19 protein-coding genes and 1 riboswitch are annotated in these 23045 nt (G+C 64.7%); of the genes, 15 read left to right on the top strand and 4 right to left on the bottom strand.

What is annotated here, in order from left to right:
- Positions 1 to 230: 230 nt before the first annotated feature.
- Genes ABDW57_RS09765 through ABDW57_RS09775 form a run of 3 tightly spaced genes read left to right on the top strand, consistent with a single transcriptional unit; the run spans position 231 to position 2172 of the window.
- The gene (locus tag ABDW57_RS09765) at positions 231 to 1046 is read left to right on the top strand and encodes a crotonase/enoyl-CoA hydratase family protein (protein WP_343730015.1); all 816 of its coding nucleotides are present in this window, start codon (positions 231 to 233) and stop codon (positions 1044 to 1046) included.
- A 32-nt stretch (positions 1047 to 1078) separates the two neighbouring features.
- The gene (locus ABDW57_RS09770) at positions 1079 to 1615 is read left to right on the top strand and encodes a dihydrofolate reductase family protein (protein ID WP_343730016.1); all 537 of its coding nucleotides are present in this window, start codon (positions 1079 to 1081) and stop codon (positions 1613 to 1615) included.
- Positions 1612 to 2172 carry a TetR family transcriptional regulator gene (locus ABDW57_RS09775; protein ID WP_343730017.1) on the top strand — a complete coding sequence of 187 codons (561 nt, stop codon included), beginning with the start codon at positions 1612 to 1614 and terminating at the stop codon, positions 2170 to 2172. The genes ABDW57_RS09770 and ABDW57_RS09775 overlap by 4 nt, the downstream gene beginning before the upstream one ends.
- Here ABDW57_RS09775 and ABDW57_RS09780 read toward each other — a convergent pair whose 3' ends face one another.
- Positions 2173 to 5235 carry a diguanylate cyclase gene (locus ABDW57_RS09780; protein WP_343730018.1) on the bottom strand — a complete coding sequence of 1021 codons (3063 nt, stop codon included), beginning with the start codon at positions 5233 to 5235 and terminating at the stop codon, positions 2173 to 2175. It abuts the gene before it with no gap.
- Between the two features lie 90 nt (positions 5236 to 5325).
- Positions 5326 to 5428, top strand: a riboswitch (TPP riboswitch).
- A gap of 74 nt (positions 5429 to 5502) precedes the next feature.
- Here ABDW57_RS09780 and thiC point away from each other — a divergent pair.
- The 11 genes from thiC (at position 5503) to ABDW57_RS09835 (ending at position 17972) form a co-directional block, all read left to right on the top strand.
- A complete protein-coding gene (gene thiC, locus ABDW57_RS09785) occupies positions 5503 to 7386 on the top strand; it encodes a phosphomethylpyrimidine synthase ThiC (RefSeq protein WP_343730019.1) in 1884 nt (627 codons plus the stop codon).
- Positions 7387 to 7391: 5 nt separating this feature from the next.
- Positions 7392 to 7595, top strand: a complete 204-nt coding sequence (gene thiS, locus ABDW57_RS09790) for a sulfur carrier protein ThiS (protein WP_343730020.1) — start codon at positions 7392 to 7394, stop codon at positions 7593 to 7595.
- 11 nt (positions 7596 to 7606) lie between these two features.
- Entirely contained in the window at positions 7607 to 8386 is a 780-nt protein-coding gene (locus ABDW57_RS09795) for a thiazole synthase (RefSeq protein WP_343730021.1), read from the top strand.
- Positions 8383 to 9252, top strand: a complete 870-nt coding sequence (locus ABDW57_RS09800; RefSeq protein ID WP_343730022.1) for a hydroxymethylpyrimidine/phosphomethylpyrimidine kinase — start codon at positions 8383 to 8385, stop codon at positions 9250 to 9252. Before ABDW57_RS09795 ends, ABDW57_RS09800 begins: the two co-directional genes overlap by 4 nt.
- 18 nt (positions 9253 to 9270) lie before the next feature.
- Positions 9271 to 9888 (top strand): thiamine phosphate synthase, encoded by a 618-nt coding sequence (gene thiE, locus ABDW57_RS09805; protein ID WP_343730023.1) that lies wholly within the window; start codon positions 9271 to 9273, stop codon positions 9886 to 9888.
- A 70-nt stretch (positions 9889 to 9958) separates the two neighbouring features.
- Positions 9959 to 10591: a response regulator gene (locus ABDW57_RS09810; RefSeq protein ID WP_343730024.1), complete on the top strand. Its 633-nt coding sequence runs from the start codon at positions 9959 to 9961 to the stop codon at positions 10589 to 10591.
- Positions 10592 to 10794: 203 nt separating this feature from the next.
- A complete protein-coding gene (locus ABDW57_RS09815) occupies positions 10795 to 11244 on the top strand; it encodes a response regulator (protein ID WP_343730025.1) in 450 nt (149 codons plus the stop codon).
- Between the two features lie 101 nt (positions 11245 to 11345).
- Positions 11346 to 12278: a Gfo/Idh/MocA family oxidoreductase gene (locus ABDW57_RS09820; protein WP_343730026.1), complete on the top strand. Its 933-nt coding sequence runs from the start codon at positions 11346 to 11348 to the stop codon at positions 12276 to 12278.
- A gap of 37 nt (positions 12279 to 12315) precedes the next feature.
- Positions 12316 to 13422 (top strand): S-(hydroxymethyl)glutathione dehydrogenase/class III alcohol dehydrogenase, encoded by a 1107-nt coding sequence (locus tag ABDW57_RS09825; protein WP_343730027.1) that lies wholly within the window; start codon positions 12316 to 12318, stop codon positions 13420 to 13422.
- A gap of 81 nt (positions 13423 to 13503) precedes the next feature.
- Positions 13504 to 15504 carry a M56 family metallopeptidase gene (locus tag ABDW57_RS09830; RefSeq protein ID WP_343730028.1) on the top strand — a complete coding sequence of 667 codons (2001 nt, stop codon included), beginning with the start codon at positions 13504 to 13506 and terminating at the stop codon, positions 15502 to 15504.
- A 173-nt stretch (positions 15505 to 15677) separates the two neighbouring features.
- Positions 15678 to 17972, top strand: a complete 2295-nt coding sequence (locus tag ABDW57_RS09835) for a UvrD-helicase domain-containing protein (RefSeq protein WP_343730029.1) — start codon at positions 15678 to 15680, stop codon at positions 17970 to 17972.
- Here the strand turns inward: ABDW57_RS09835 and ABDW57_RS09840 are convergent.
- From ABDW57_RS09840 to ABDW57_RS09850, 3 genes are read right to left on the bottom strand one after another with little or no spacing between them, the layout of a single operon-like run.
- Positions 17969 to 18742: a BPSS1780 family membrane protein gene (locus ABDW57_RS09840; protein ID WP_343730030.1), complete on the bottom strand. Its 774-nt coding sequence runs from the start codon at positions 18740 to 18742 to the stop codon at positions 17969 to 17971. The genes ABDW57_RS09835 and ABDW57_RS09840 overlap by 4 nt on opposite strands.
- Positions 18742 to 19698 carry a homoserine kinase gene (locus tag ABDW57_RS09845; RefSeq protein WP_343730031.1) on the bottom strand — a complete coding sequence of 319 codons (957 nt, stop codon included), beginning with the start codon at positions 19696 to 19698 and terminating at the stop codon, positions 18742 to 18744. Before ABDW57_RS09845 ends, ABDW57_RS09840 begins: the two co-directional genes overlap by 1 nt.
- 26 nt (positions 19699 to 19724) lie before the next feature.
- The gene (locus tag ABDW57_RS09850; RefSeq protein WP_343730032.1) at positions 19725 to 20129 is read right to left on the bottom strand and encodes a hypothetical protein; all 405 of its coding nucleotides are present in this window, start codon (positions 20127 to 20129) and stop codon (positions 19725 to 19727) included.
- A gap of 107 nt (positions 20130 to 20236) precedes the next feature.
- Here ABDW57_RS09850 and polA point away from each other — a divergent pair, with 107 nt between their 5' ends.
- Positions 20237 to 23002, top strand: a complete 2766-nt coding sequence (gene polA / locus ABDW57_RS09855) for a DNA polymerase I (protein WP_343730033.1) — start codon at positions 20237 to 20239, stop codon at positions 23000 to 23002.
- Positions 23003 to 23045: the final 43 nt, after the last annotated feature.

Below are 23045 nucleotides of genomic sequence, written 5' to 3' on the forward strand. Positions count from 1 at the left end.
CAGCTGGATGCTGAAAGAAGGTTTGCCGGCGTCGAGGGTGGCGGTGTAGTAACCGCGCGCTTCCCACTCGCTGCGCCAGAACTGTTCAATGTCGGCAGGCTCGAAAGACTTGGCTAATTCCATGATAGGGCAGATTTAATTTGCGAAAACAGCCATTATAGATGACGCAGCCCCTGCTGCGCATTATTGTGGCAGTGACAAAATGTTCGTAATGACAAGGAGGAGACCCTATGTCCAGCTTTGAAACGCTTACCTTGAGTATCGAGAACCATGTTGCGACGGTGCGCCTGAATCGGCCGGAGAAGTTGAATGCGATGAATGCGGCGATGTGGCACGATATCCGTGCCGCGTTCCGCCATGTCGACGAGACGCCGGAGATCCGCGTCGCCATCCTGGAGGGCGAGGGCAAGGCCTTCACCGCCGGCATCGATCTGCAGATGATGATGGGCGTCGGCGCGCAGGTGCGCGACGCGTGCGATGGCCGCACACGCGAAAACCTGCGCCGCGTGATTCTGGATTTGCAGGATACCCTGACCAGCCTGGAACGCTGCCGCAAGCCGGTGCTGGCCGCCGTTCATGGCGCGTGCGTCGGCGGCGGCATCGATTTGATCTGCTGCGCCGACATGCGCTATTGCTCGTCCGATGCGTGGTTCAGCATCAAGGAAATCGATATCGGCATGGTGGCCGACGTCGGCACCCTGCAACGCCTGCCGCGCCTGATCGGCGATGGCATGGCGCGTGAATTGGCCTACACGGCCCGCAAGTTCGATGCCGCCGAGGCCAGAGACATCCGCCTGGTGAACCGCGTGTTTGATACGCCGGAAGCGTTGCGTGCAGGCGTGCGCGAAATCGCCGCGACGATTGCGGCCAAGTCGCCGCTGTCTGTGCGCGGCACCAAGGAGATGATCAATTACGCGCGCGACCACTCGGTGGCCGATGGCCTGAACTACGTTGCCACCTGGAACGCCGCCATGCTGATGTCGGCCGACCTGCAAGCGGCCATGATGGCCGGCATGAGCAAATCCACGCCGACGTTCAAGAACTGAGGTAATATACGCTGTATATTATTGAGGTTGATATGACTACCGCCCACGTTTTCATCGCCACCAGCCTGGATGGCTACATCGCCCGGCACGACGGCGATATCGGGTGGCTGCTGCAGCGCGACGATCCCGCCGAGGAGCATGGCTACAACGACTTCATCGCCGGCAAGGATCTGATCGTCATGGGGCGCGGCTGCTATCAGAAGGTGCTGACCTTCGACCGCTGGCACTACGCGCTGCCGGTGCTGGTGTTGTCCCGGCAGCTGGCGGGCACCGCGGTGCCGCCGGCGCTGCAGGGCAAGGTGCGCTTTGCCGATCTGACCCCGCGCCAGGCTATGGCGGAATTGGCTCAGCAGGGCGTGCGCCGCATCTATCTTGATGGCGGACAGCTGGTGCAGTCCTTCCTGCGCGAAGGACTGGTGACGGACATGGTGATCACCACCGTGCCGGTGCTGATCGGTGGCGGGCGGCCCTTGTTTGGCGCGCTGCCGAACGATATCGACCTGAAGCTGGTGTCCAGCCGGGCCTTTCCCTCCGGCCTGGTGCAGTCGACTTATCTGGTGGCGCCGTGACCCGTCCGCGCGGGCGGCCGACGCCGGGCAGCGGCGTGTCGCGCGACGCGATACTGGCGGCGGCACTGGTGCTGCTGGATGAAGGCGGCGGCCAGGGCTTGACCATGCGCGCGCTGGCCCAGCGGCTGGGGGTGACGGCAATGAGTTTGTACCGCCATGTGGGTGATCATGCCGGTCTGCTGCGCATGCTGTCCGACCGGGTGTATGCGGCGGTGCTGGAGCAGCCGGCCGGGGAGGCCGGCGCCCTGGCGCACCTGCGCGGATTGCTGACACGCTACCACCAGGCAATCGCCAGCCACCCGCAACTGACGCTGGCGATCTTTGCCACGCCGGCGGCGTTTGCCGGCGTGACGCGCCAGATCACTGAGCAGTTGACGGCGCTGCTGGCCGTCATGACGGATCAGCCCGAGCTATGGCGCGACATCCTGGTCGATCATGCCCACGGCGCCGGCCTGGCGCTGGTATCGGCGCGCGGCGACGCCGCACAGGCCGAGTCCATGGCCGCGCGTTATCAGCAGGCGCTGGATGGTTTGCTGACGCGCCTGACGGCACCCTGATCAGGCGTCGTCGCTGGCCAGGCGCCAGGTGTTGCGGCCGGCGGCCTTGGCATGGTACAGCGCCACGTCGGCCCGCTTGTAGAGTTGCTCGTGGCTGTCGCCAATGCGGTGGATGGCGGCGCCCACGCTGGCGCTGATTTCGATCACGCTGGCACCGTGCGCCAGCGGCGCGGCCAGATTGACCAGGATGCGATCGCACACCGCGGCCGGCGTGCCGCTCTCCAGCGGCTGGTGCAGCAGCACGGCAAATTCGTCGCCGCCCAGCCGGAACACGCGGTCCGATTCGCGCACCGCTGCCCGCAGGCGCTCGGCGGCTGCCACCAGCAGGGCGTCGCCGGCGTCGTGGCCGAGGGTGTCGTTGATTTGCTTGAAGCGGTCGAGGTCGATCAGCAGCAGGGTGAAGGCAGCGCCGCCGCGTTCGGCCTGCGCCACCAGATGGCGCAGCTGGTCGTTGAACAGGCGGCGGTTGGCCAGGCCGGTCAGCGGGTCGCCATACGCCAGGGTCTCCAGCTGCGACTGGATGGTGCGCAGCTCGGAGGTGCGCGCTTCCACCATGCCTTCCAGTTCGCGCTGGCGGCGGCGCAGGTAGGCGGTGCGCATGTGCAGCAGGCCGGCGCCCAGCAGGATGGCGGCCGCGCCCATGGCCAGCCGCGCCAGCGGCTGCTGGTGCCACGCCGGCAGCACATGCACCGGCACCGCGATCGGCGCCGACCAGTCGCCATGGCGGTTGGTGCCGCGCAGCTGCAGCACATAGTCGCCGGGCGGCAGGTTGTTGTAGCTGGCGCGGCGCGCGCTGGCGTCGGTTTCCACCCAGTTGGAGTCGAAGCCCTTGAGCTGGTAGGCGTAGCGGTTGCGCTCCGGCGTGGCATAGTCGAGGGCGGCAAATTCCAGCGAGAAGCCGCGTTCGCGCGCGGCGGTGGTCACCGTCACCGGCGGCGCCTTGCTGCCCAGGCCGTTGTTGTAGATGGCGGCCGGGATTTCCTTGTCATTCAGCAGCAGGCGCGTCACCACCACCGGCGGCGCGTAGTGCGACACGCTCAGCGCCTGCGGCTTGACCACGCTGACCCCGGACAGGCCGCCAAATACCAGCTCGCCTTCCGCAGTGGCGGCGCCCGAGTTGGTCCAGTAAGTGGGGACCTGCACGCCATCGCTGGCGCCCAGCGCGCGGATGGTCAGCGCTTCCGGATCGATGCGCGCCAGGCCGGCGTCGGTGCTGGCCCACAGCATGCCCTCGCGGTCGAGCAGCAGCTTGTTGGCGCCGCTGTCGGGCAAGCCCTGCTGCATGCCGAGCCGGCGGAAGCGGCGCCGGCCGTCCGGGTCGGTGCGTTCCAGCATCACCACGCCGGTGCCGAAGTTGGACATCCACAACCGGCCGCGGCGGTCCAGCGCCAGGGAGGAAACATAGCCGGGCGGCAGCCGGTCCGGCGCGGCCAGATCGGTCGGGATGCGTTCGACCGCGTCCGGCGTGATCCGGGTCAGGCCGCTGCGCGTGCCGACCCACACATCGTCGCCGACCGGCAGCAGGGCGGTCACGCGGGTGTCGCCCAGTTGCTGATCTTCATGGCGCAGCAGGCGCGGTGCGGCGCCGGCCGGCAGGTCCAGCACCCACAAGCCGTCCAGTCCGCCCACCCACAGCGTGCGGCCGCTCTGCGCCAGCGCCCAGACTTCTTCCTCGTCGCCGCGGGTGGGCACCGGCACACGCTGAAGGTGGCGGCCATCGATGCCGGCGCGGTACAGGCCGTGCTGGGTGCCGATGTAGACTTCGCCGTCCGGTCCCGGGGTCAGCGCCAGCACGCGGCCAGGCAGGCCGGCGGCGGCCAGGCGGCCGGTGAGACCGCGGTAGGGATCGATGATGTCGATGCCGCCGCTGGTGTTGCTGAGCCAGAGCTGGCCGTCGGGCGCGGCCATCACGCTGGGCACGCTCAACACGTTGCCGCGGCCGGGTTCGGCGTGACGGATGGTGGTGATGGCGCGCGGCTGCGGATCGTGCTGGCTGATGCCGGACATGTAGGAAACAAAGATGATGCCGCTGCGTTCGCGCAACAGCGCCATGATGTCGTTGTCGGGCAGGCTGTCGGGGGCGTCGGCGCGGTGGCGGATGCGGCGCGTGGTATTGCTGCGCACATCGAGCACCACGATGCCGCCGTTGGCGCCATTGGTGCCCAGCCAGATTTCTTCCGGCCCCGCCTGGACGATGGCCGACACGCGTTCCGATTGCAGCGTCGGCTGGGGGCCGCTCTCGCGCACCGCCGCCGCGTCGCGCGCGTCGGTGCCGACCGCCAGGCTGAAGGCGCCGCTGGTGCGGGTGCCGACCCACAGCCGGCCGGCGCTGTCGCGCAGCAGCGCGGTGATGGCCAGGCCGGTTTTGCCGCCCAGCGCTATCTGCTGCGCGGGCTGGCCCGGCTTGCGCTGGAACAGGCCGCGGCGGGTGCCCAGCCACAGCGTGCCGTCGGTGTCGCGCAGCAGGGTATCGATGCCGCCGTCCGGCACGCTGGCGATATCTTCCATGCCTTGGCGGTTGAAACGGCCGTCGGCGCCCAGATGGTCGAGGCCGCGCCCGGTGGCCAGCCACAAGCCGCCCTCGCCGTCGTCGGCAATGGCGCTGACGCGCGGATCGCGCAGGCCGCCGGCGCCGGTACGGTAGCGCACAAAACTGTCGCGCGCGGCGTCATAGCGCGCCAGGCCGCCGGAACTCATGCCGACCCACAGGCGGCCCTGGGTGTCGATGTGCAAGCTCATGATGTAGCCGTCGGGCAGGGCTTCTTCGCGGGCGGCGTCGGCCGCATATTTCACCGGGCGGTTGCCGTCCCAGCGTACCAGCCCGGCCTGGGTGCCGAGCCAGAGAAAGCCCTGGCGATCCTGGGCCAGGCACACACCGCTGCTGACGTCGATGTGCATATTGTGCTTGAAGCTGGTATTCGCCTGGGCGGCCCAGCGCTCGCCATTGGCCGCCTGGCCCGGTGCCATCGACATGAACAGACACAGCAACAGGCACAGGGCGGCGGCGGCACGCGGCAGGCGCGCCCGGGAGGCGGGGCAGGGTGGAAAATTGCTGTGTGGCATGAAGACACTATACCTGAGTAGTCTGGCAAGCATGTGGGTTTTTTGCTACTGGAACCGGATGCGGTTATAATCGGCGCGCTGCCGCAAGGCGGCACACGCTAGGGGTCCTGCTGCGCATCTGCGCCGCGGGTGAGAAATACCCTCCGAACCTGATCTGGATAATGCCAGCGAAGGGAAGCTTAGGATAACGCCGCGCCACCGATCCATCTGCGCGCGGCGGTTGTCCAACCTCCTTTGCTGGCTCCTGTAGCCAAACAAAGGAGCCAAATGAACGCCAATCCGAAATTCATGTCCGCCACCGCCACGGTGGATGAGGCAGCCATCAAGCCGCTGCCCAATTCCCGCAAGATCTATGTGCCAGGCAGCCGTGCCGATATCCGCGTGCCGATGCGGGAAATCTCGCAGGCCGATACGCCGGCGTCGTTCGGCTTTGAGGCCAATCCGCCGGTCTATGTCTACGATACTTCCGGTCCGTACACCGATCCGCAGGCGCAGATCGATATCCGTTCCGGCCTGGCCGAAACGCCGCGCCTGCCGTGGATACTGGAGCGCGGCGATACCGAGGAGCTGGACGGCCCGACCTCGGACTACGGCAAGGCGCGCCTGGCCGATCCGGCGCTGGAAGAGCTGCGCTTCAATCTGCACCGCAAGCCGCGCCGCGCGCGCGAAGGCAGCAACGTCACGCAGATGCACTATGCGCGCCAGGGCATCATCACGCCCGAGATGGAGTTTGTCGCCATCCGCGAGAACCTGCGTCGCAAGGAGTACATCGAGAGCCTGAAGGCGTCCGGGCCGACTGGTCAGCGCCTGGCCGACCTGATGGGCCGCCAGCATCCGGGCCAGGCGTATGGCGCCAGCATCCCGGCCGAGATCACGCCGGAATTCGTGCGCGATGAAATCGCCCGTGGCCGCGCCATCATTCCCGCCAACATCAATCACCCGGAAGTGGAGCCGATGATCATCGGCCGCAATTTCCTGGTGAAGATCAACGCCAACATCGGCAACTCGGCGGTGACCTCGTCGATCGGAGAAGAGGTGGAAAAGATGACTTGGTCGATCCGCTGGGGCGGCGACACGGTGATGGATCTCTCGACAGGCAAGCACATCCACGAAACGCGCGAATGGATCATCCGCAATTCGCCGGTGCCGATCGGCACGGTGCCGATTTACCAGGCGCTGGAAAAGGTCAACGGCAAGGCCGAAGACCTGACCTGGGAGATTTTCCGCGACACGCTGATCGAACAGGCGGAGCAGGGCGTCGATTACTTCACCATCCACGCCGGCGTGCTGCTGCGCTATGTGCCGCTGACAGCCAAGCGCATGACGGGCATCGTCTCGCGCGGCGGCTCGATCCTGGCCAAGTGGTGCCTGGCGCATCACAAGGAGAACTTCCTGTACACGCATTTCGAAGAGATCTGCCAGATCATGAAGGCGTATGACGTGTCGTTCTCGCTGGGCGATGGCCTGCGTCCAGGCTCGATCTATGACGCCAACGACGAGGCCCAGCTGGGCGAGCTGAAAACGCTGGGCGAGCTGACGCAGATCGCCTGGAAGCATGACGTGCAGGTGATGATTGAAGGTCCGGGCCATGTGCCGATGCAACTGATCAAGGAGAACATGGATCTGCAACTGGAGCAGTGCCACGAGGCGCCGTTCTACACGCTGGGGCCATTGACCACCGATATCGCTCCGGGCTATGACCACATCACATCCGGCATTGGCGCCGCGCAGATCGGCTGGTATGGCACGGCCATGCTGTGCTATGTGACGCCGAAGGAGCACCTTGGTTTGCCGGACAAGAATGACGTCAAGGACGGCATCATCACCTACAAGATCGCGGCGCATGCGGCGGATCTGGCCAAGGGCCACCCGGGCGCGCAGATTCGTGACAATGCGTTGTCCAAGGCGCGCTTCGAGTTCCGCTGGGAGGATCAGTTCAATCTTGGCCTGGACCCGGACAAGGCACGCGAATTCCACGACGAGACGCTGCCCAAGGATTCGGCCAAGGTGGCGCATTTCTGCTCGATGTGCGGCCCGCATTTCTGCTCGATGAAGATCACGCAGGAGGTGCGTCAGTATGCGGAGGAGGGCATGCAGGTGAAGGCGGTGGAGTTCATCAAGAACGGCGCTGAGTTGTATAGCAAGGCCTGACGATCATGATTGAAATTGAATTGAACGGCGCACCGCATCAGGTGCCGCCGCAGCAAACCTTGCATCAGCTGATCGATGCCCTGGAGTTGACGGGGCAGGCGCTGGCGCTGGCGGTCAATCGCACCGTGGTGCCGCGCCAGCAGTGGCCTGAGCGTGTCCTGCGGGCGCAGGACAAGGTGGATATCGTGCGCGCCATCGGCGGCGGTTAATGGAGACGGATATGAGTGATGTGTTGAAAATCGCAGGCAAGGAATACCAATCGCGCCTGCTGGTCGGTAGTGGCAAGTACAAGGATTTGCAGCAGACGCGCGAGGCGACCGACGCGGCGGAGGCGGAGATCATCACGGTGGCGATCCGCCGTGTGAATATCGGCCAGGACCCGAAGGCGCCGTCGCTGCTGGATGTGCTGCCGCCTTCGCAGTACACGATTCTGCCGAATACGGCCGGCTGTTATACGGCCAGGGATGCGGTCTACACGCTGCAGATGGCGCGCGAGCTGTTGAACGGCCATAAGCTGGTGAAGCTGGAGGTGCTGGGCGACGAGAAGACCTTGTTCCCCAATATGCCGGAGACGCTGGTGGCCGCGCGCGAGCTGGTGAAGGATGGCTTTGATGTGATGGTGTACTGCAGCGACGATCCGATCCAGGCGCGCATGCTGGAGGATATCGGCTGCGTGGCGGTGATGCCGCTGGCGTCCCTGATCGGTTCCGGCATGGGGATACTGAATCCGTGGAATCTGTCGCTGATTATCGAGCAGGCCAGGGTGCCGGTGCTGGTGGATGCCGGCGTAGGCACGGCGTCCGATGCGGCGATTGCGATGGAGCTGGGCTGCGATGGCGTGTTGATGAACACCGCGATCGCCGGCGCGCAGGACCCGGTGCGCATGGCGCGCGCCATGAAGCTGGGCGTGCAGGCGGGGCGCGAGGCTTATCTGGCCGGGCGCATCGCGCGCAAGTTTGCGGCGTCGCCGTCGTCGCCAATGGCGGGCCGGCTGGCATGACCGAGGTTGCTGCCTCGCTGCCCGGTGGCCAGGCTGGCGGTTTCGCCGCAGGCACAGGCGCGGCGGATGCGCGGCCGTGCGTGCTGGTGTTCGCCGGCCTCGATCCGTCTGGCGGCGCCGGGCTGTCGGCGGATCTGCAGGCGGTGGCGGGGCAGGGGGCGCATGCGCTCACGGTCTGCACGGCGCTGACAGTGCAGGACAATGATCGCGTCTATGGCGTGCAGCCGGTGGCGGCGGACATGGTGCTGCGGCAGGCGCAGGCGCTGATCGACAAGTGCGCCATCAGCGCGGTGAAGATCGGGATTACCGGCAGCGCCGCCAATGCGCTGGCGATTGCGCAGGTGATCATGTGCCTGCGTGAGCGTCAGCCGGAGTTGCCGGTGGTGCTGGACCCGGTGCTGGCCAGCGGCCATGGCGATGTGCTGTCGCGCGATGATGCGGCAGCGGCGCTGGCGCCCTTGCTGCCGCTGGCGACGGTCATCACGCCAAACGGGCCGGAGGCGCGGACGCTCAGCGACGCCACGCTGCCGGACGCGCAAGCACAAGCCCTGCGCGCACGCGGCTGCCGCCATGTCCTCATCACCGGCGGTCACGGCGAGGGCGAGGAAGTCCTCAACCGCTGGTATGGCCCTGGCGCAAACCTGCCAGTGGCCGCCGTGCCGGCGGCTGGGGCGCGCGAGTGGCGCTGGGCGCGCCTGGCGGGCGAGTTTCATGGCAGCGGTTGCACGCTGGCTGCCGCCATCGCTGGCCAGCTCGCACTGGGCATGCCGACCGCCGTCGCGCTGGAAAACGCCCAGCTCTACACCTATCACGCGCTGCGCGACGCTTACGTCATTGCCGCCGGCCAGCGCATTCCTTTGCGATAAACAAAAGAGAGACACACCATGCAAGGACTTTACCTTGTCACCCCCAACTGGGACGACACCAGCCGCCTGCTGCAACTGACCGAACAAGCCATGCAGGCCGCGCCGATCGCGCTGCTGCAGTACCGCCACAAGGAAGCCGGCGCCGTGCTGCGCCACGAGCAGGCCGCCGCGCTGCAGGCCCTGTGCCGCCGTCACCGCGTGCCCTTCATCATCAATGACCACGTCGACCTGTGCGTGGAACTGGACGCCGACGGCGTCCACCTCGGCGGCACCGACGCCGAGGTGGCACAAGTACGGGCGCGGCTCGGCAAGCGCAAAATCATCGGCGCCTCCTGCTATGGCGACATGCGGCGGGCGCTGACCGCGCAGGACGCCGGCGCCAGCTATGTCGCCTTTGGCGGCTTCTACCCTTCGCGCGTCAAGCAGTACGCGGTCACCACACCGCCCACCATCCTCGACCAGGCGCGCGAGGTGATCCGCGTGCCCAACGTGGTGATCGGCGGCATGACGCCGCAGAACGCCGCACCGCTGGTGGCGCGCGGGGCGCACATGGTCGCCGCCATCAGCAGCGTCTATCAAGCTGAAAGTGTGGCGCAGGCGGTAAGGCAATTTCAATCGCTTTTCACGCAGCAATAAAAACGCTTGAAATCAGGGGGGATTTCAGTCTTATAATGGGGCGTTAGTATTAGCCCAAGGTTTCCGCCCCATGACTGCATCCACTCCTGCACAGAAGCGCCTGATCCTGATCGTTGACGACGACCCGCTGCTGCTCGACTTCCTCGGCGAAGTACTGGGCCATGCCGGCTATGACGTAGCCAAGGCTTCCTCGGCGGAACAAGCCCTGCAGTCCATCGCCCAGCGCGAACCGGACCTGGCTTTGCTGGACATCCACATGCCCGGCATGAACGGCCTGGAACTGGCCAAGCAGCTGCACGCCACCAGCTCGGTGCCGTTCATGTTCCTGTCCGGCCGCGGCGATGCTGACGCCGGCAAGCAGGCCGCCTCTTACGGCGCGGTCGGCTTCCTGGTCAAGCCGGTCGATGAAAAACACCTGATGCCGGCCTTTGCCGCCGGTCTGGCGCGCGCCGACGAGATCCGCCAGCTGCGCCGCACCGAACTCAACCTGAACGCCGCGCTGGCTGCCGGCCGCGAAACCAGTCTGGCGGTGGGGCTGTTGATGTGCAAATTCCAGACCGACCGCAACACCGCGTTCGAGGTGCTGCGCGACCACGCCCGCTCCAACCGCCGCAAGGTCAACGAGGTGGCGGACCAGCTGCTGGCGGCCGAGGAAACATTGAACAGTCTGCATGCGGCCTTCAACAACCGTCTGAAAAAGTAAACGTTCGGGGTAATTTTTCTTGTCCTAGAGCATTTTTGTTATACACTATCAACTGAGCGGCGGATCACGCGATCCGCCCGCCTCAACTGCGGCAGGGCCTCCAATCTGCATCTGCCGCTTCAATGGCCGCCTGCACCCTGCGCCAGACCGACCCTTCGGCCCAACTCCGCCGAGCTTATTCAGCTTTTCGAGCGGAGAATTCCATGACCAATGATTTCCCTGGCGGCCCCTATCGCCCATTTTCCGAAAACGGCGGCGCCATCGGCTTTTCCATTTTTGCCACGGCGCCGCGCGTGCTGCACGTCGACAGCGACCACGACGCGGCACTGGTGCTGGCTGCGCTGCTGGTGCCGGAAACCCAGGTGACCCATGTGCCGACCCTGGCGGCGGCCCAGGAATTGCTGCAAGCCGAAAAATTCGCGCTGGTGGTGCTGGACCCGGACCTGCCGGACGGCGACGGCGTCGATCTGCTGGCCGACCTGCGCGCCGGGCAGCACAATGCGCGCGTGCTGATGTATTCGGCGCGCCATCCGGAGCAGCATCACGCCGGCCACGCCTTCCTGCCCAAGCCGTGGACCTCGCCGCGCCAGCTGTGGCGCACCGTGTCCGACCTGCTGGGCATCGGCCCTGCGATGCCGGTTGAACCCCAATAATCGCAATATTGATAATAAATACTCGGTGACGCCGGTCCGCGCTTGTTGCGCGGCTGGTTGAGGTGATAGGCTGCCGGATCAACTCAATCAGGACCTCCAAGATGACGTCACCAATCAAACTGGCTATCGTTGGCGTGGGCAAGATCGTCTACGATCAGCACGTGCCGGCGATTCACGCCAACGCCGCCCATTTCACGCTGGTCGCCACCGCCAGCCGCAACAACACCATCGAAAACATCCCGAGCTTCCCGACCATCGAGGCGATGCTGGAAGCCCGTCCGGATATCGAAGCCGTGTCGCTGTGCATGCCGCCGCAGTACCGCTATGCCGCCGCGCGCAAGGCGCTGGCCGCCGGCAAGCACGTGTTCATGGAAAAACCGCCGGGCGCCACCCTGTCGGAAGTGGCCGACCTGGACGCCTTTGCGGCTGAAAAGGGCGTCAGCCTGTTCGCCAGCTGGCACTCGCGCTATGCGCCCGGCGTGCAGCCGGCCAAGGCCCACCTGGCCGCCAACGCCCCCACCGCCATGCACGTGATCTGGAAAGAAGACGTGCGCCAGTGGCACCCGAACCAGGACTGGATCTGGCAAGCGGGCGGCCTGGGCGTGTTCGATCCGGGCATCAACGCGTTGTCGATCGTCACAGAAATCCTGCCGTCGGCGGTGTTCCTGACCAAGGCCGCGCTGGAATTCCCGGAAAACCGCGATGCGCCGATCGCCGCCGACCTGCACTTCCAGGATGCTGCCGGTATCAGGGTGCATGCCGAGTTCGACTGGCGCCAGACCGGCCCGCAAAGCTGGGACATCATCGTCGCCACCGCCAGCGGCGAAGTGCGCCTGGCGAATGGCGGCGCGCGCCTGTGGATCAATGGCGCCGAGCAGGCGCTGGAGAAAGAAGCCGAGTACCCGTCGCTGTACCAGCGCTTTGCCGACATCATCCGCGCCGGCAAGTCGGACGTGGACGTGGCGCCGCTGCGCCACGTGGCCGATGCCTTCATGCTGGGCCAGCGCAAAGTGGTGGACGCCTTCCACGATTGATTTGTTATCATGATGTTCCCTCGCGAAAGGAACACTCATGAAAACCAAAGCAGCCGTTGCATGGCAAGCGGGCCAGCCCCTGACGATTGAAGAAGTCGAACTGGGCGGCCCGCGCGAAGGCGAAGTGCTGGTGGAAATCAAGGCCACCGGCATTTGCCATACCGATTACTACACCCTGTCCGGCGCCGATCCGGAAGGGATTTTCCCGGCGATTCTGGGCCACGAAGGCGCGGGCATCGTGGTGGACGTCGGTCCCGGCGTCAAGTCGCTGAAAAAAGATGACCACGTCATTCCGCTGTACACGCCGGAGTGCCGCCAGTGCAAATTCTGCCTCTCGCGCAAGACCAACCTGTGCCAGGCCATCCGCGGCACCCAGGGCAAGGGCTTGATGCCGGACGCCACCAGCCGCTTCTCGCTCGACGGCAAGCCGATCTTCCACTACATGGGCACCTCCACCTTCTCCAACTACATCGTGGTGCCGGAGATTGCGCTGGCCAAGATCCGTTCCGACGCGCCGTTCGACAAAGTCTGCTACATCGGTTGCGGCGTCACCACCGGCGTGGGCGCGGTGCTGTTCACCGCCAAGGTGGAAGCGGGCGCCAATGTGGTGGTATTCGGTCTCGGCGGCATCGGCCTGAATGTGATCCAGGCCGCCCGCATGGTGGGCGCGGACAAGATCATCGGCGTCGATATCAACCCGGCGCGCGAAGCAATGGCGCGCCAGTTCGGCATGACGCACTTCATTAATCCCAATGAAGTCGAGAATGTCGTGGACCACATCATCCAGCTGACCGACGGCGGCGCCGACTACAGCTTCGAGTGCGTCGGTAACACCACCCTGATGCGCCAGGCGCTGGAGTGCTGCCACAAGGGGTGGGGCAAGTCCATCATCATTGGCGTGGCGGCCGCGGGGCAGGAGATTTCCACCCGTCCGTTCCAGCTGGTGACCGGGCGCGAGTGGAAGGGCTCCGCGTTTGGCGGCGCGCGCGGCCGTACCGATGTGCCGAAGATCGTCGACTGGTACATGGAAGGCAAGCTCAACATTGATGACCTGATTACCCATCGCCTCAAGCTGGAAGACATCAACCAGGGCTTCGACCTGATGAAAAGTGGCGAGTCCATACGTTCAGTCGTGCTGTACTAAGCCCGAATGGATGTAGAAAAAAAGTTCTAGACAACGCGATCTAGATAATTTATTCTACATCCATCATTTGGGAGTGCGGCAATGGAACTACAACTCGCGACTTTAGTGCCGGCTACCGGCTGGGCGCTGCTGCACTTCGTGTGGCAGGGCCTGCTGATCGGCTGGGGTGTCACGCTGGCCATGCATGTGTTGCGCAAGGCGCGTCCGCAGACGCGTTACGCCGTCGCCTGCGGCGCCATGCTGCTGTGCCTGGCGTTGCCGTTGTCGGGCATCCTGATGCAGCTGGCCGATGCGCGCACGGTCCACGAGACTATTACCACCACCATCAGCAGCGATGCCGACGGCCAGCGCTCGGTGGCGTTGACGATCGCCGCCCCGGCCGCGCAGGCCGTCATCGGCAGTGCCACGCTGGAGGCGGCGTATGGCGTGCTGCGCCGGCAACTGCCGTGGATCGTCGGCCTGTGGCTGGCCGGCGCCGCGCTGATGGCGCTGCGGCTGGCGATCGGCCTGAAATGGGTTGCCGACCGCACCCGGCCGGACCAATACAGCACCAATCCCTACTGGCAGCGCCGCTTGTCCGAGCTGGCGCGCCGCTTCGGCATCGCGCAGCATGTGCGGCTGGGCGTGGCCGACAAGCTCGACAGCCCGATCACCGCCGGCTGCTGGAAGCCCGTGGTGCTGGTGCCGGTCGCGCTGGTCACCGGCATGCCGACCGATTTGCTGGAAGCGCTGCTGGCGCATGAACTGGCGCACATCAAGCGGCACGACTACTTCGTGAACCTCATACAAAGCGCGATCGAGATCGTGCTGTTCTATCACCCTAGTGTTTGGGCTATATCGCGCAGGATACGGATCGAGCGGGAACAAATCGCCGACGACCTGGCAGTCGAGATGGTCGGCCAGCCGCACAAGCTGGCGCAAGCCCTGTCGCAACTGGACCGCTTTCAGTTCGACACCACACAACTAGCCCATGCGGCTCACGGAGGAAATCTCATGTCTCGTATCAAACGCCTGCTGCGTCCCGATGTTGAACCGGTCAGCTGGAAGGTGGCCATGCCGCTGGCCGGCCTGCTGGCGGCCGGCGCCGTCCTGTATGCCCACGCCGCGCCGCAGCCACCTGAACCGCCAGCGCCGCCTTCGCCGCCAGCCGTGGTGGAGCCGGCCGCACCTGCGGCGCCACCGGCGCCACCGGCAGCGCCGGCCAAGGAGGCACGCGCCATCCCAGCCATCCCGGCAGTGCCGGCCACCCCGGCGCTGCCGGCGATTCCGGCGCCCCCCGCCGCGCCTGCGGTGCCGGCAAACGTGAAATTTGACCACGCCGTCATCAACGACGGACCGGACCGGGGCGGCAGCTACGCCATCGTGCGCAGCAATCAGGAAGCGATCACCGTTTCGGCCACGACCCAGGATATCCGCAAGGTGGCGGCGCTGCGTGAGAAGGTAAAAGGGAACTTCCTGTGGTTCCGTGATGGCGACAAGAGCTATCTGATCCAGGACCCGGCCGTGCTGGCCCAGATTGATGCGGTCTGGGTGCCGGTCAACGGCCTGGGTGAGCAGATGGATGCGCAAGGCAAGAAAATGGAAGCACAGGGCAAGATCATCAACGCCATCGGCGCCCAGATGGAAGCGGCCGCCAACCAGTTCAGCAAGCAGGCCGAGCGCGACGCCTCGGGCCAGCAGCGCCAGATGGAGCAGGTGGCGCGCGAGCAGGAAAAAGTGGTGCGCCGCATCGACCTGGCGGCGCGCGAGATTGCCGCGGACAACACCCCTGAAAAAGCCGCCGAGTTCCAGAAAAAAATGGCGCTGCTGCAGGCGGAGCTCGCCCCGCTGCAGAAGCAGATGGCGGAACACCAGCGCGCGCTGGCGACCAACAGCGCCAAGCTGCGCGAGCTGAACGGCCCGATGCAGTCGCTCAACCAGAAGATGGCCGAGGCCAGCCAGCCGATGGGCGATCTGAACCTGCGCATGGGCGAACTCAGCCGGAAACACGCCGACGCCGTGCGCGAAGCCGAGCGCGTGATGAAATCGCTGATGCAGCAAAGCCTGCAAAACGGCAAAGCCATCCCCGCCCCGTCCGCCTAAACTCCGGGGTCAAAACTCCGGGGTCAGGTCCGCCATTTCTACACGACCTCAGCTGTAGCGTCCCGCTACAGCTGAGGTCGTGTAGAAATGGCGGACCTGACCCCGGAGGCTGACCCCGGAGGTAGTCGAAATGGCGGACCTGACCCCGGAGGTAGTCCCGGTATAATCACGGGATGCAAAATCTTCTTCATAACCTCAACGACGAGCAGCTGGCCGCTGTTACCTTGCCGGCCCAGAGCGCCCTCATCCTGGCCGGCGCCGGCTCCGGTAAAACCCGCGTTCTGACGACCCGTATCGCCTGGCTGATTCAAACCGGTCAGGTGTCGCCTTCCGGCATCCTGGCGGTGACCTTTACCAACAAGGCCGCCAAGGAGATGCTGACCCGTTTGTCCGCCATGTTGCCGATCAATACGCGCGGCATGTGGATCGGCACCTTCCACGGCCTGTGCAACCGCCTGCTGCGCACCCATCACCGCGACGCCGCGCTGCCGCAGACTTTCCAGATTCTCGACTCGCAAGATCAGTTGTCCGCCATTAAGCGTCTGCTGAAGGCCCATAATGTCGACGACGAAAAGTTCCCGCCGAAAGATGTGATGTATTTCATCAACGGCGCCAAGGAGCAGGGGCTGCGCGCGCACGACATCGAGCCGTACAACGCCGACGAGCGCAAGAAGGTCGAGCTGTATCAGCTGTACGACGATCAGTGCCAGCGCGAAGGTGTGGTGGATTTTGCCGAACTGCTGCTGCGCACCTACGAGCTGCTGCTGCGCAACCAGCCACTGCGTGAACATTACCAGCAACGCTTCCAGCATATCCTGGTCGATGAGTTCCAGGATACCAACGACCTGCAGTACAAGTGGCTGAAGCTGCTGGCCGGCCACGGCGGCCAGAATGGCGGTGTGCTGTTTGCGGTGGGCGACGATGACCAGTCGATCTACGCCTTCCGCGGCGCCAACGTCGGCAATATGAGCGCTTTCGAGCGCGAGTTCAATGTTAAGAATCTGATCAAGCTGGAGCAGAACTACCGCTCGCATGGCCACATCCTGGACGCCGCCAACGTGCTGATCGCCAACAACAGCAAGCGCCTCGGCAAGAATTTGCGCACCGACGCCGGTCACGGCGAGCAGGTGCGCGTGTACGAGGCCAATTCGGACCTGTCCGAAGCGTCCTGGATTATCGAGGAAACCAAGAACCTCATCCACGACGGCGCCTCGCGCAGCGAAATCGCTGTGCTGTACCGCTCAAACGCGCAATCGCGCGTGATCGAGCACGCGCTGTTCTCGGCCGGCATTCCGTACCACGTGTATGGCGGCCTGCGCTACTTCCAGCGCGCCGAGGTCAAGCATGCCATTGCCTATCTGCAGCTGATGGACAATCCGCACAATGATTCGGCCTTCCTGCGCGTGGTGAATTTCCCGGCGCGCGGCATCGGCGTGCGTTCGATCGAGACCCTGCAGGCGGCGGCCGATCAGTACGGCATTTCGCTGTATGCGGCCGTGCCTTACGTCACCGGCAAGGCCGGCACCGCGCTGGCCGGCTTCGTCAAGCTGATCGAGGGCACCCGCTTTGAAACGCAGCAGATGTCGCTGCCGGAGCTGGTGCGCGTGGTGCTGGAGCAGTCCACGCTGCTGTCGCATTACGCGACCGAAAAAGAAGGCGCCGACCGCATCGAGAACCTGGAGCAGATGGTCAGCGCCGCCACCCAGTTCCTGTCGGAAGAGGGCTATGGACAGGGCGCGCCGGCGCATCTCGGTCCGCAGGCGCAGGCTGCCGCCGGCGCGGCGGTGGTCAACCAGGATGGCGTTGAGATCCTGGACGCCGATGCGCCGCTGTCCACCGTGATGTCGCCGCTGTCGGCGTTCCTGTCGCACGCCTCGCTGGAGGCCGGCGACAACCAGGCCACCATCGGCCAGGAAGCGGTGCAGATGATGACGGTGCATTCGGCCAAGGGCCTGGAGTTCAACAATGTTTTCATCACCGGCCTGGAGGAGGGCTTGTTCCCGCACGAGAGCAGCTCGCGCGAGCATGATGGCGTGGAAGAAGAACGCCGCCTGATGTACGTGGCGATCACGCGCGCGCGTCAGCGCCTGTACCTGAGCTTTGCGCAGACCCGCATGCTGCACGGCCAGACCCGCTACAACATGAAGTCGCGCTTCTTTGACGAGCTGCCGGAAGATGCACTGAAGTGGCTGACGCCCAGGGTGCAGCCAAGCTGGTTTGGTGCGAAGAAGTCGGCATGGGACGAGGCGCCGCTGGTGGGTTTGGACCGGGCGCTGGCGCAGCAGATTGCCAACAAGTCGTCCGGCAGCGGCTGGCGGATCGGGGAGTCGGTGGCCCATCCCAAGTTTGGCGAGGGCGTGATTGTCAATATCGAGGGCAGCGGCAACAACGCGCGTGCGCAGATCAATTTTGGCAGCGCCGGCATGAAGGTGCTGGACCTGAGCATCGCCAAACTGGATCGTATTTAAGGCTTGTCGAGATCGACCGTCGTCGGCGCGTCCGACGGCGCGCCGAACAGCTGGCGGTAGCCGGCGTACAGGCTGCAGTGCATCACCACCACCAGCATCAGGATGATGCTGAACACAGCGGCAAATGCCAGTTGCGGCGAACCAAACAACAGCAGCGGGATCACCCCCAGCAGCTGGCAGATCAGGTACAGCGACACCATCATGGTGGCAAAGGCCTTGAACTCGCGCAGCACCGTCATCACGCTGAAGAACAGCGCCTTGCCCAGCGCCATTTTCTGCCAGAAGATCAGCGGCGCGGCCAGGCAGGTCAGCATCCAGCCGCCCATGTAGATCAGCGTGGAGGCAAACACCGCACCGCGCATGCTGTCCAGCAGTCCGGGGTCCAGCTTGCCCGGGCTTTCATTGATCTGGCTGATGGCATCGGCGCCCAGCAGGTGCAGCACGATCAGCGCCAGTTGCAGCACCACCGCGTACACCACGCCCAGTTTCAGCAACTGGTTGCGCTGCGCCGACCTGAAGCCCGCCAGCAGCAGGTTGGGCAAGGCGCGCTTGCCGCTGTCGATGTCGGCGCAGCCCTGCAGCAGGGCCACGCTGAACAGCGGGGCCAGCAGGGCCGGCAGCAATACCCCCACCAGCGGCAGGATCGAGGACAGCAGCGATACGAACATGCAGCTGAACAGGATGGCCATCAGCGCGCCCGGCTGTTTGCGGAAGACCGCAAAGCCTTGCTTGACCCAGTGCCAGCCTGCGCGTGCGGGAAGCTTACTCATCAGAACAATCCCGGCGCCGGGGTGGCGATGCGTTCGCGCAGAATGCGCTCGAAGTGGGTCGGATCGTGCGGGGTCAGCATCTCGGCCTCGCGCGGACGGTAGTAGTCATACAGACGCGACAGCCAGAAGCGCAGGGCGCCGGCGCGCAGCATGGTCTGCCAGGCGTGCGTTTCCGCTTCGGTGAACGGGCGCACGGCGTGGTAGGCGTCCAGCATGGCGCGCACGCGCGCTTCGTCCAGCACGCCGGTGTCGAGGTCGATGCACCAGTCGTTGACGGTGACCGCCACGTCGAACAGCCAGGTGTCGCAACCGGCAAAGTAAAAGTCGAAGAAGCCGGTCAGGCGCTCGCCATCAAACATCACGTTGTTGCGGAACAGGTCGGCGTGCACCGGCCCGACCTGCAGTTGCTTGTAGTGGTCGCAGGCGGCAAAGGTTTCCTGGTAGTGCACTTCCGACTTCAGCAGTTGGGCCTTGTCTTCCGGAATGTAAGGCAGCACCAGCGGCGTGGTTGCGTGCCACCATGCCAGGCCGCGCAGATTCGGTTGCTGCAGCTTGTAGTCGAGGCCGGCCAGGTGCATGCGCGCCAGCATGGCGCCCACTTCGGCGCAATGCACCGGCTGCGGCTCCAGCTGCGAGCTGCCTTCCAGCTTGGTGACGATGGAGGCCGGCTTGCCGTGCAGCGCGGTGATCAGCTCACCCTGGTCGTTGGCGACCGGCGCCGGCACCAGCACGCCGCGGTCGGCCAGGTGGCGCATCAGGTTGAGGTAAAACGGCAGTTGTTCAAACGACAGGTTCTCGAAGATGGTGAGCACGTACTCGCCGCGCTCGGTCGTCAGGAAAAAGTTGCTGTTCTCGATGCCGGAACTGATGCCTTTGAGCCCGAGCGCTTTGCCGAGCGGGAATTGGGTGATCCACTGGGTGACATCTTCCAGCGATACCGGGGTAAAGACTGCCATGTGAAAGTGTAAAGAGTTCGGTCTGGTTATTTAACGGTGGGCGGAGGTGGCGGCGGCGCGTTGTTGTCCTGCGCGGCGTCTTCTTCCGGGGTTTTCTTTTTCTTCTTACCGATGTCGAATTCCAGCACGGTCCACTGCGGGCCGCGGTTGTTGCCGCTCATGGCGTCGCCGGGCAGGGCGGTGCCGACCGGGTGGTTGGGACGCAGGGTGTAGGTGCTGGGGCCGCTTTTGACGGTTGCTTCAACGACATTGCCGCTGTTGTCGCGTTTTTCGGTGATTTTGCCTTCCGCCCCGGGTTTGGCGGTGACAGTGATCGGATCGTCTGCGATTTCCTCGATTTTCTCCAGTTTCGGCGGCGCCTGGCTCGGGGTCGACTGGGCAAAGGCCGCGTGGGCGACCAGCGTCAGGAGGAGGAGTGAGATGCGCTTCATGATGGCTCGCCTTTAGCAGAGAAAAAGCTTTGGATTTTTTGTGTATGATCCATTGTAACACCTGCGATAATGTTGCATTAACGCGTCAGTTTTCTCTTATAGCATCTATGCAAAATACCCTCCTGTTAGTCGACGGCTCCAGCTACCTTTACCGCGCTTTCCACGCCCTGCCCGACCTGCGCAGCCCGGACGGCCACCCCACCGGCGCCATGCACGGCATGGTCAACATGCTGCGCCGCCTGCGCGCGGATTACCCGGCGGCCTACATTGCCTGCGTGTTTGACGCCAAGGGCAAGACTTTCCGTGATGATATGTATCCGGAATACAAGGCCACCCGCGCTTCGATGCCGGACGACCTGCGCCTGCAGATCGAGCCGATCCACGAGGCGGTCAAGGCCATGGGCTGGCCGATCCTGATGGTGGAGGGGGTGGAGGCGGACGACGTGATCGGCACCCTGTCGGTGGAGGCGTACAAGGCCGGCATGAACGTGGTGGTGTCCACCGGCGACAAGGACCTGGCGCAACTGGTCAATGACAAGGTCATGCTGATCAACACCATGACCAACGAGAAAATGGACGAGGCCGGCGTGCTGGCCAAGTTTGGCGTGCCGCCCAACCGCATCATCGATTATCTGACCCTGATCGGCGACACCGTCGACAACGTGCCGGGCGTGAGCAAATGCGGCCCGAAGACGGCGGTGAAATGGCTGAGCGCTTACGAGTCGCTGGACGGCATTATCGCCAACGCCGACAAGATTACCGGCGCGGTGGGCCAGAACCTGCGCGACGCGCTGGAGTGGCTGCCCAAGGGCCGCGAGCTGATCACCGTCAAGCTCGATTGCGACCTGAGCGGCCACATGGTGTCGATCACCGAATCGCTGATCGCGCGCGAGGAAGACAAGGAAGGCTTGCTGGCCTTCTTCAGCAAATACGGCTTCAAGACGCTGCTGCGCGAACTGGGCTCGGCGGCGGCCACCGGTGGCCCGGCTGCCACCGTCAAGGTCTCGCTGGATGCGCCGGTAGGCGGCGCCGCCTCCGCCAACGGCGACCTGTTTGCCGAACCGGTCGTGGCTACCTATGAAACGGTGTACACCGAGGAACAGCTGGACAAGTGGATAGAACGCATCAATGCCGCCGAACTGACCGCGGTCGACACCGAAACCACCTCGCTGGAACCAATGACGGCGCAACTGGTCGGCATTTCGTTGTCGGTGAAGGCCGGCGAGGCCTGCTACATCCCGGTGGCGCATGCCTACCAGGGCGTGCCGCAGCAGCTGGAGCGCGAGCATGTGCTGGCCAGGCTGAAGCCGTGGCTGGAAGACGCCACCAAGCTGAAAGTCGGCCAGAACCTCAAGTACGACAGCCATGTCTTCGCCAATCACGGGGTGTCGCTGCAGGGCATCCACCACGACACCCTGCTGGAATCGTATGTATTTGAATCGCACCGCTCGCACGACATGGATTCGCTGGCGCTGCGCCACCTGAACCACACCACGATTCCGTTCTCGGACGTGTGCGGCAAGGGCGCCAGCATGATCACCTTCGACCAGGTGGCGATCGAGCGCGCTACGGAATACGCGGCGGAAGATGCCGACATCACCCTGCGCCTGCACCAGAACATGATCGGCGAGGTGGAGAAGGACGAGAAGCTGAACTTCATCTACCGCAATATCGAGCTGCCGACCGCCGTGGTGCTGCAAAAGATTGAACGCAACGGCGTGCAGATCGACGCCGCGCTGCTGGAGCAGCAGTCGGGCGAGCTGGGCGCGCGCATCGCGGAACTGGAAGCCAAGGCCCATGAGCTGGCCGAGCAGCCTTTCAATCTGGGCTCGCCCAAGCAGATCGGTGAAATCTTCTTCGAGAAACTGAAGCTGCCGGTGGTGAAGAAGACCCCAAGCGGCGCGCCGTCTACCGATGAAGAGGTGCTGCAAAAGCTGGCCGAGGATTATCCGCTGCCAAAAGTGCTGCTGGAATACCGCAGCCTGTCCAAGCTGAAGTCGACCTACACCGACAAGCTGCCGAAGGGCATCAACAAGCAGACCGGCCGCGTGCACACCAACTACGCGCAGGCGGTGGCGGTGACCGGGCGTCTGGCGTCCAATGATCCCAACCTGCAGAACATTCCGATCCGCACCAAGGAAGGCCGCCGCATCCGCGAAGCCTTCGTGGCGCCGGCCGGTTCACACATCGTCTCGGCCGACTATTCGCAGATCGAGCTGCGCATCATGGCGCACATCTCGGAGGACGCCAACATGCTGCGTGCGTTTGCCGAAGGCGTGGACATTCACCGCGCCACCGCCGCCGAAATCTTCGGCGTGGCGCCCGAAGCGGTGGAGAGCGAACAGCGCCGCTACGCCAAGGTGATCAACTTCGGCCTGATCTACGGCATGAGCGCATTTGGACTGGCCAGCAATCTCGGCATCGAGCGCGGCGCGGCGCAGAGCTACATCGAGCGCTATTTCGCGCGCTTCTCGGGCGTGAAGCAGTACATGGACGACACCCGCCTGCAGGCGAAAGCGCGCGGCTATGTGGAAACCGTATTCGGCCGCCGCCTGTGGCTGCCGGAGATCAATTCGCCCAACGGTCCGCGCCGCCAGGGCGCTGAACGCGCGGCCATCAACGCGCCGATGCAGGGCACGGCGGCCGACCTGATCAAGCTGGCCATGATCGCCGTGCAGGGCTGGCTGGAGGCCGAGAAGCTGGGCACGCGCATGATCATGCAGGTGCACGACGAGCTGGTGCTGGAGGTGCCGGATGCCGAGCTGGAGCTGATCAAGCAAAAACTGCCGGAACTGATGGCCGGCGTGGCGAAATTGAAGGTGCCGCTGATTGCCGAAGTCGGCGTTGGCGCAAATTGGGATCAAGCACATTAACCCGTCGTCCCGGCGGGAGCCGGGACCCCTGCTGAGCGTGCTG

It is taken from the genome of Duganella sp., assembly GCF_039595735.1.
Taxonomy (GTDB): Bacteria; Pseudomonadota; Gammaproteobacteria; order Burkholderiales; family Burkholderiaceae_D; genus Rugamonas.

Excerpts from the sequence above, each read along its gene's own strand:
- ABDW57_RS09765 (WP_343730015.1), top strand. The coding sequence starts at position 231 with ATGTCCAGCTTTGAAACGCTTACCTTGAGTATCGAGAACCATGTTGCG.
- ABDW57_RS09770 (WP_343730016.1), top strand. The coding sequence starts at position 1,079 with ATGACTACCGCCCACGTTTTCATCGCCACCAGCCTGGATGGCTACATC.
- ABDW57_RS09780 (WP_343730018.1), bottom strand. The coding sequence starts at position 5,235 with ATGCCACACAGCAATTTTCCACCCTGCCCCGCCTCCCGGGCGCGCCTG.
- thiC (WP_343730019.1), top strand. The coding sequence starts at position 5,503 with ATGAACGCCAATCCGAAATTCATGTCCGCCACCGCCACGGTGGATGAG.
- thiS (WP_343730020.1), top strand. The coding sequence starts at position 7,392 with ATGATTGAAATTGAATTGAACGGCGCACCGCATCAGGTGCCGCCGCAG.
- ABDW57_RS09795 (WP_343730021.1), top strand. The coding sequence starts at position 7,607 with ATGAGTGATGTGTTGAAAATCGCAGGCAAGGAATACCAATCGCGCCTG.
- ABDW57_RS09800 (WP_343730022.1), top strand. The coding sequence starts at position 8,383 with ATGACCGAGGTTGCTGCCTCGCTGCCCGGTGGCCAGGCTGGCGGTTTC.
- thiE (WP_343730023.1), top strand. The coding sequence starts at position 9,271 with ATGCAAGGACTTTACCTTGTCACCCCCAACTGGGACGACACCAGCCGC.
- ABDW57_RS09810 (WP_343730024.1), top strand. The coding sequence starts at position 9,959 with ATGACTGCATCCACTCCTGCACAGAAGCGCCTGATCCTGATCGTTGAC.
- ABDW57_RS09815 (WP_343730025.1), top strand. The coding sequence starts at position 10,795 with ATGACCAATGATTTCCCTGGCGGCCCCTATCGCCCATTTTCCGAAAAC.
- ABDW57_RS09820 (WP_343730026.1), top strand. The coding sequence starts at position 11,346 with ATGACGTCACCAATCAAACTGGCTATCGTTGGCGTGGGCAAGATCGTC.
- ABDW57_RS09825 (WP_343730027.1), top strand. The coding sequence starts at position 12,316 with ATGAAAACCAAAGCAGCCGTTGCATGGCAAGCGGGCCAGCCCCTGACG.
- ABDW57_RS09830 (WP_343730028.1), top strand. The coding sequence starts at position 13,504 with ATGGAACTACAACTCGCGACTTTAGTGCCGGCTACCGGCTGGGCGCTG.
- ABDW57_RS09835 (WP_343730029.1), top strand. The coding sequence starts at position 15,678 with ATGCAAAATCTTCTTCATAACCTCAACGACGAGCAGCTGGCCGCTGTT.
- ABDW57_RS09840 (WP_343730030.1), bottom strand. The coding sequence starts at position 18,742 with ATGAGTAAGCTTCCCGCACGCGCAGGCTGGCACTGGGTCAAGCAAGGC.
- ABDW57_RS09845 (WP_343730031.1), bottom strand. The coding sequence starts at position 19,698 with ATGGCAGTCTTTACCCCGGTATCGCTGGAAGATGTCACCCAGTGGATC.
- ABDW57_RS09850 (WP_343730032.1), bottom strand. The coding sequence starts at position 20,129 with ATGAAGCGCATCTCACTCCTCCTCCTGACGCTGGTCGCCCACGCGGCC.
- polA (WP_343730033.1), top strand. The coding sequence starts at position 20,237 with ATGCAAAATACCCTCCTGTTAGTCGACGGCTCCAGCTACCTTTACCGC.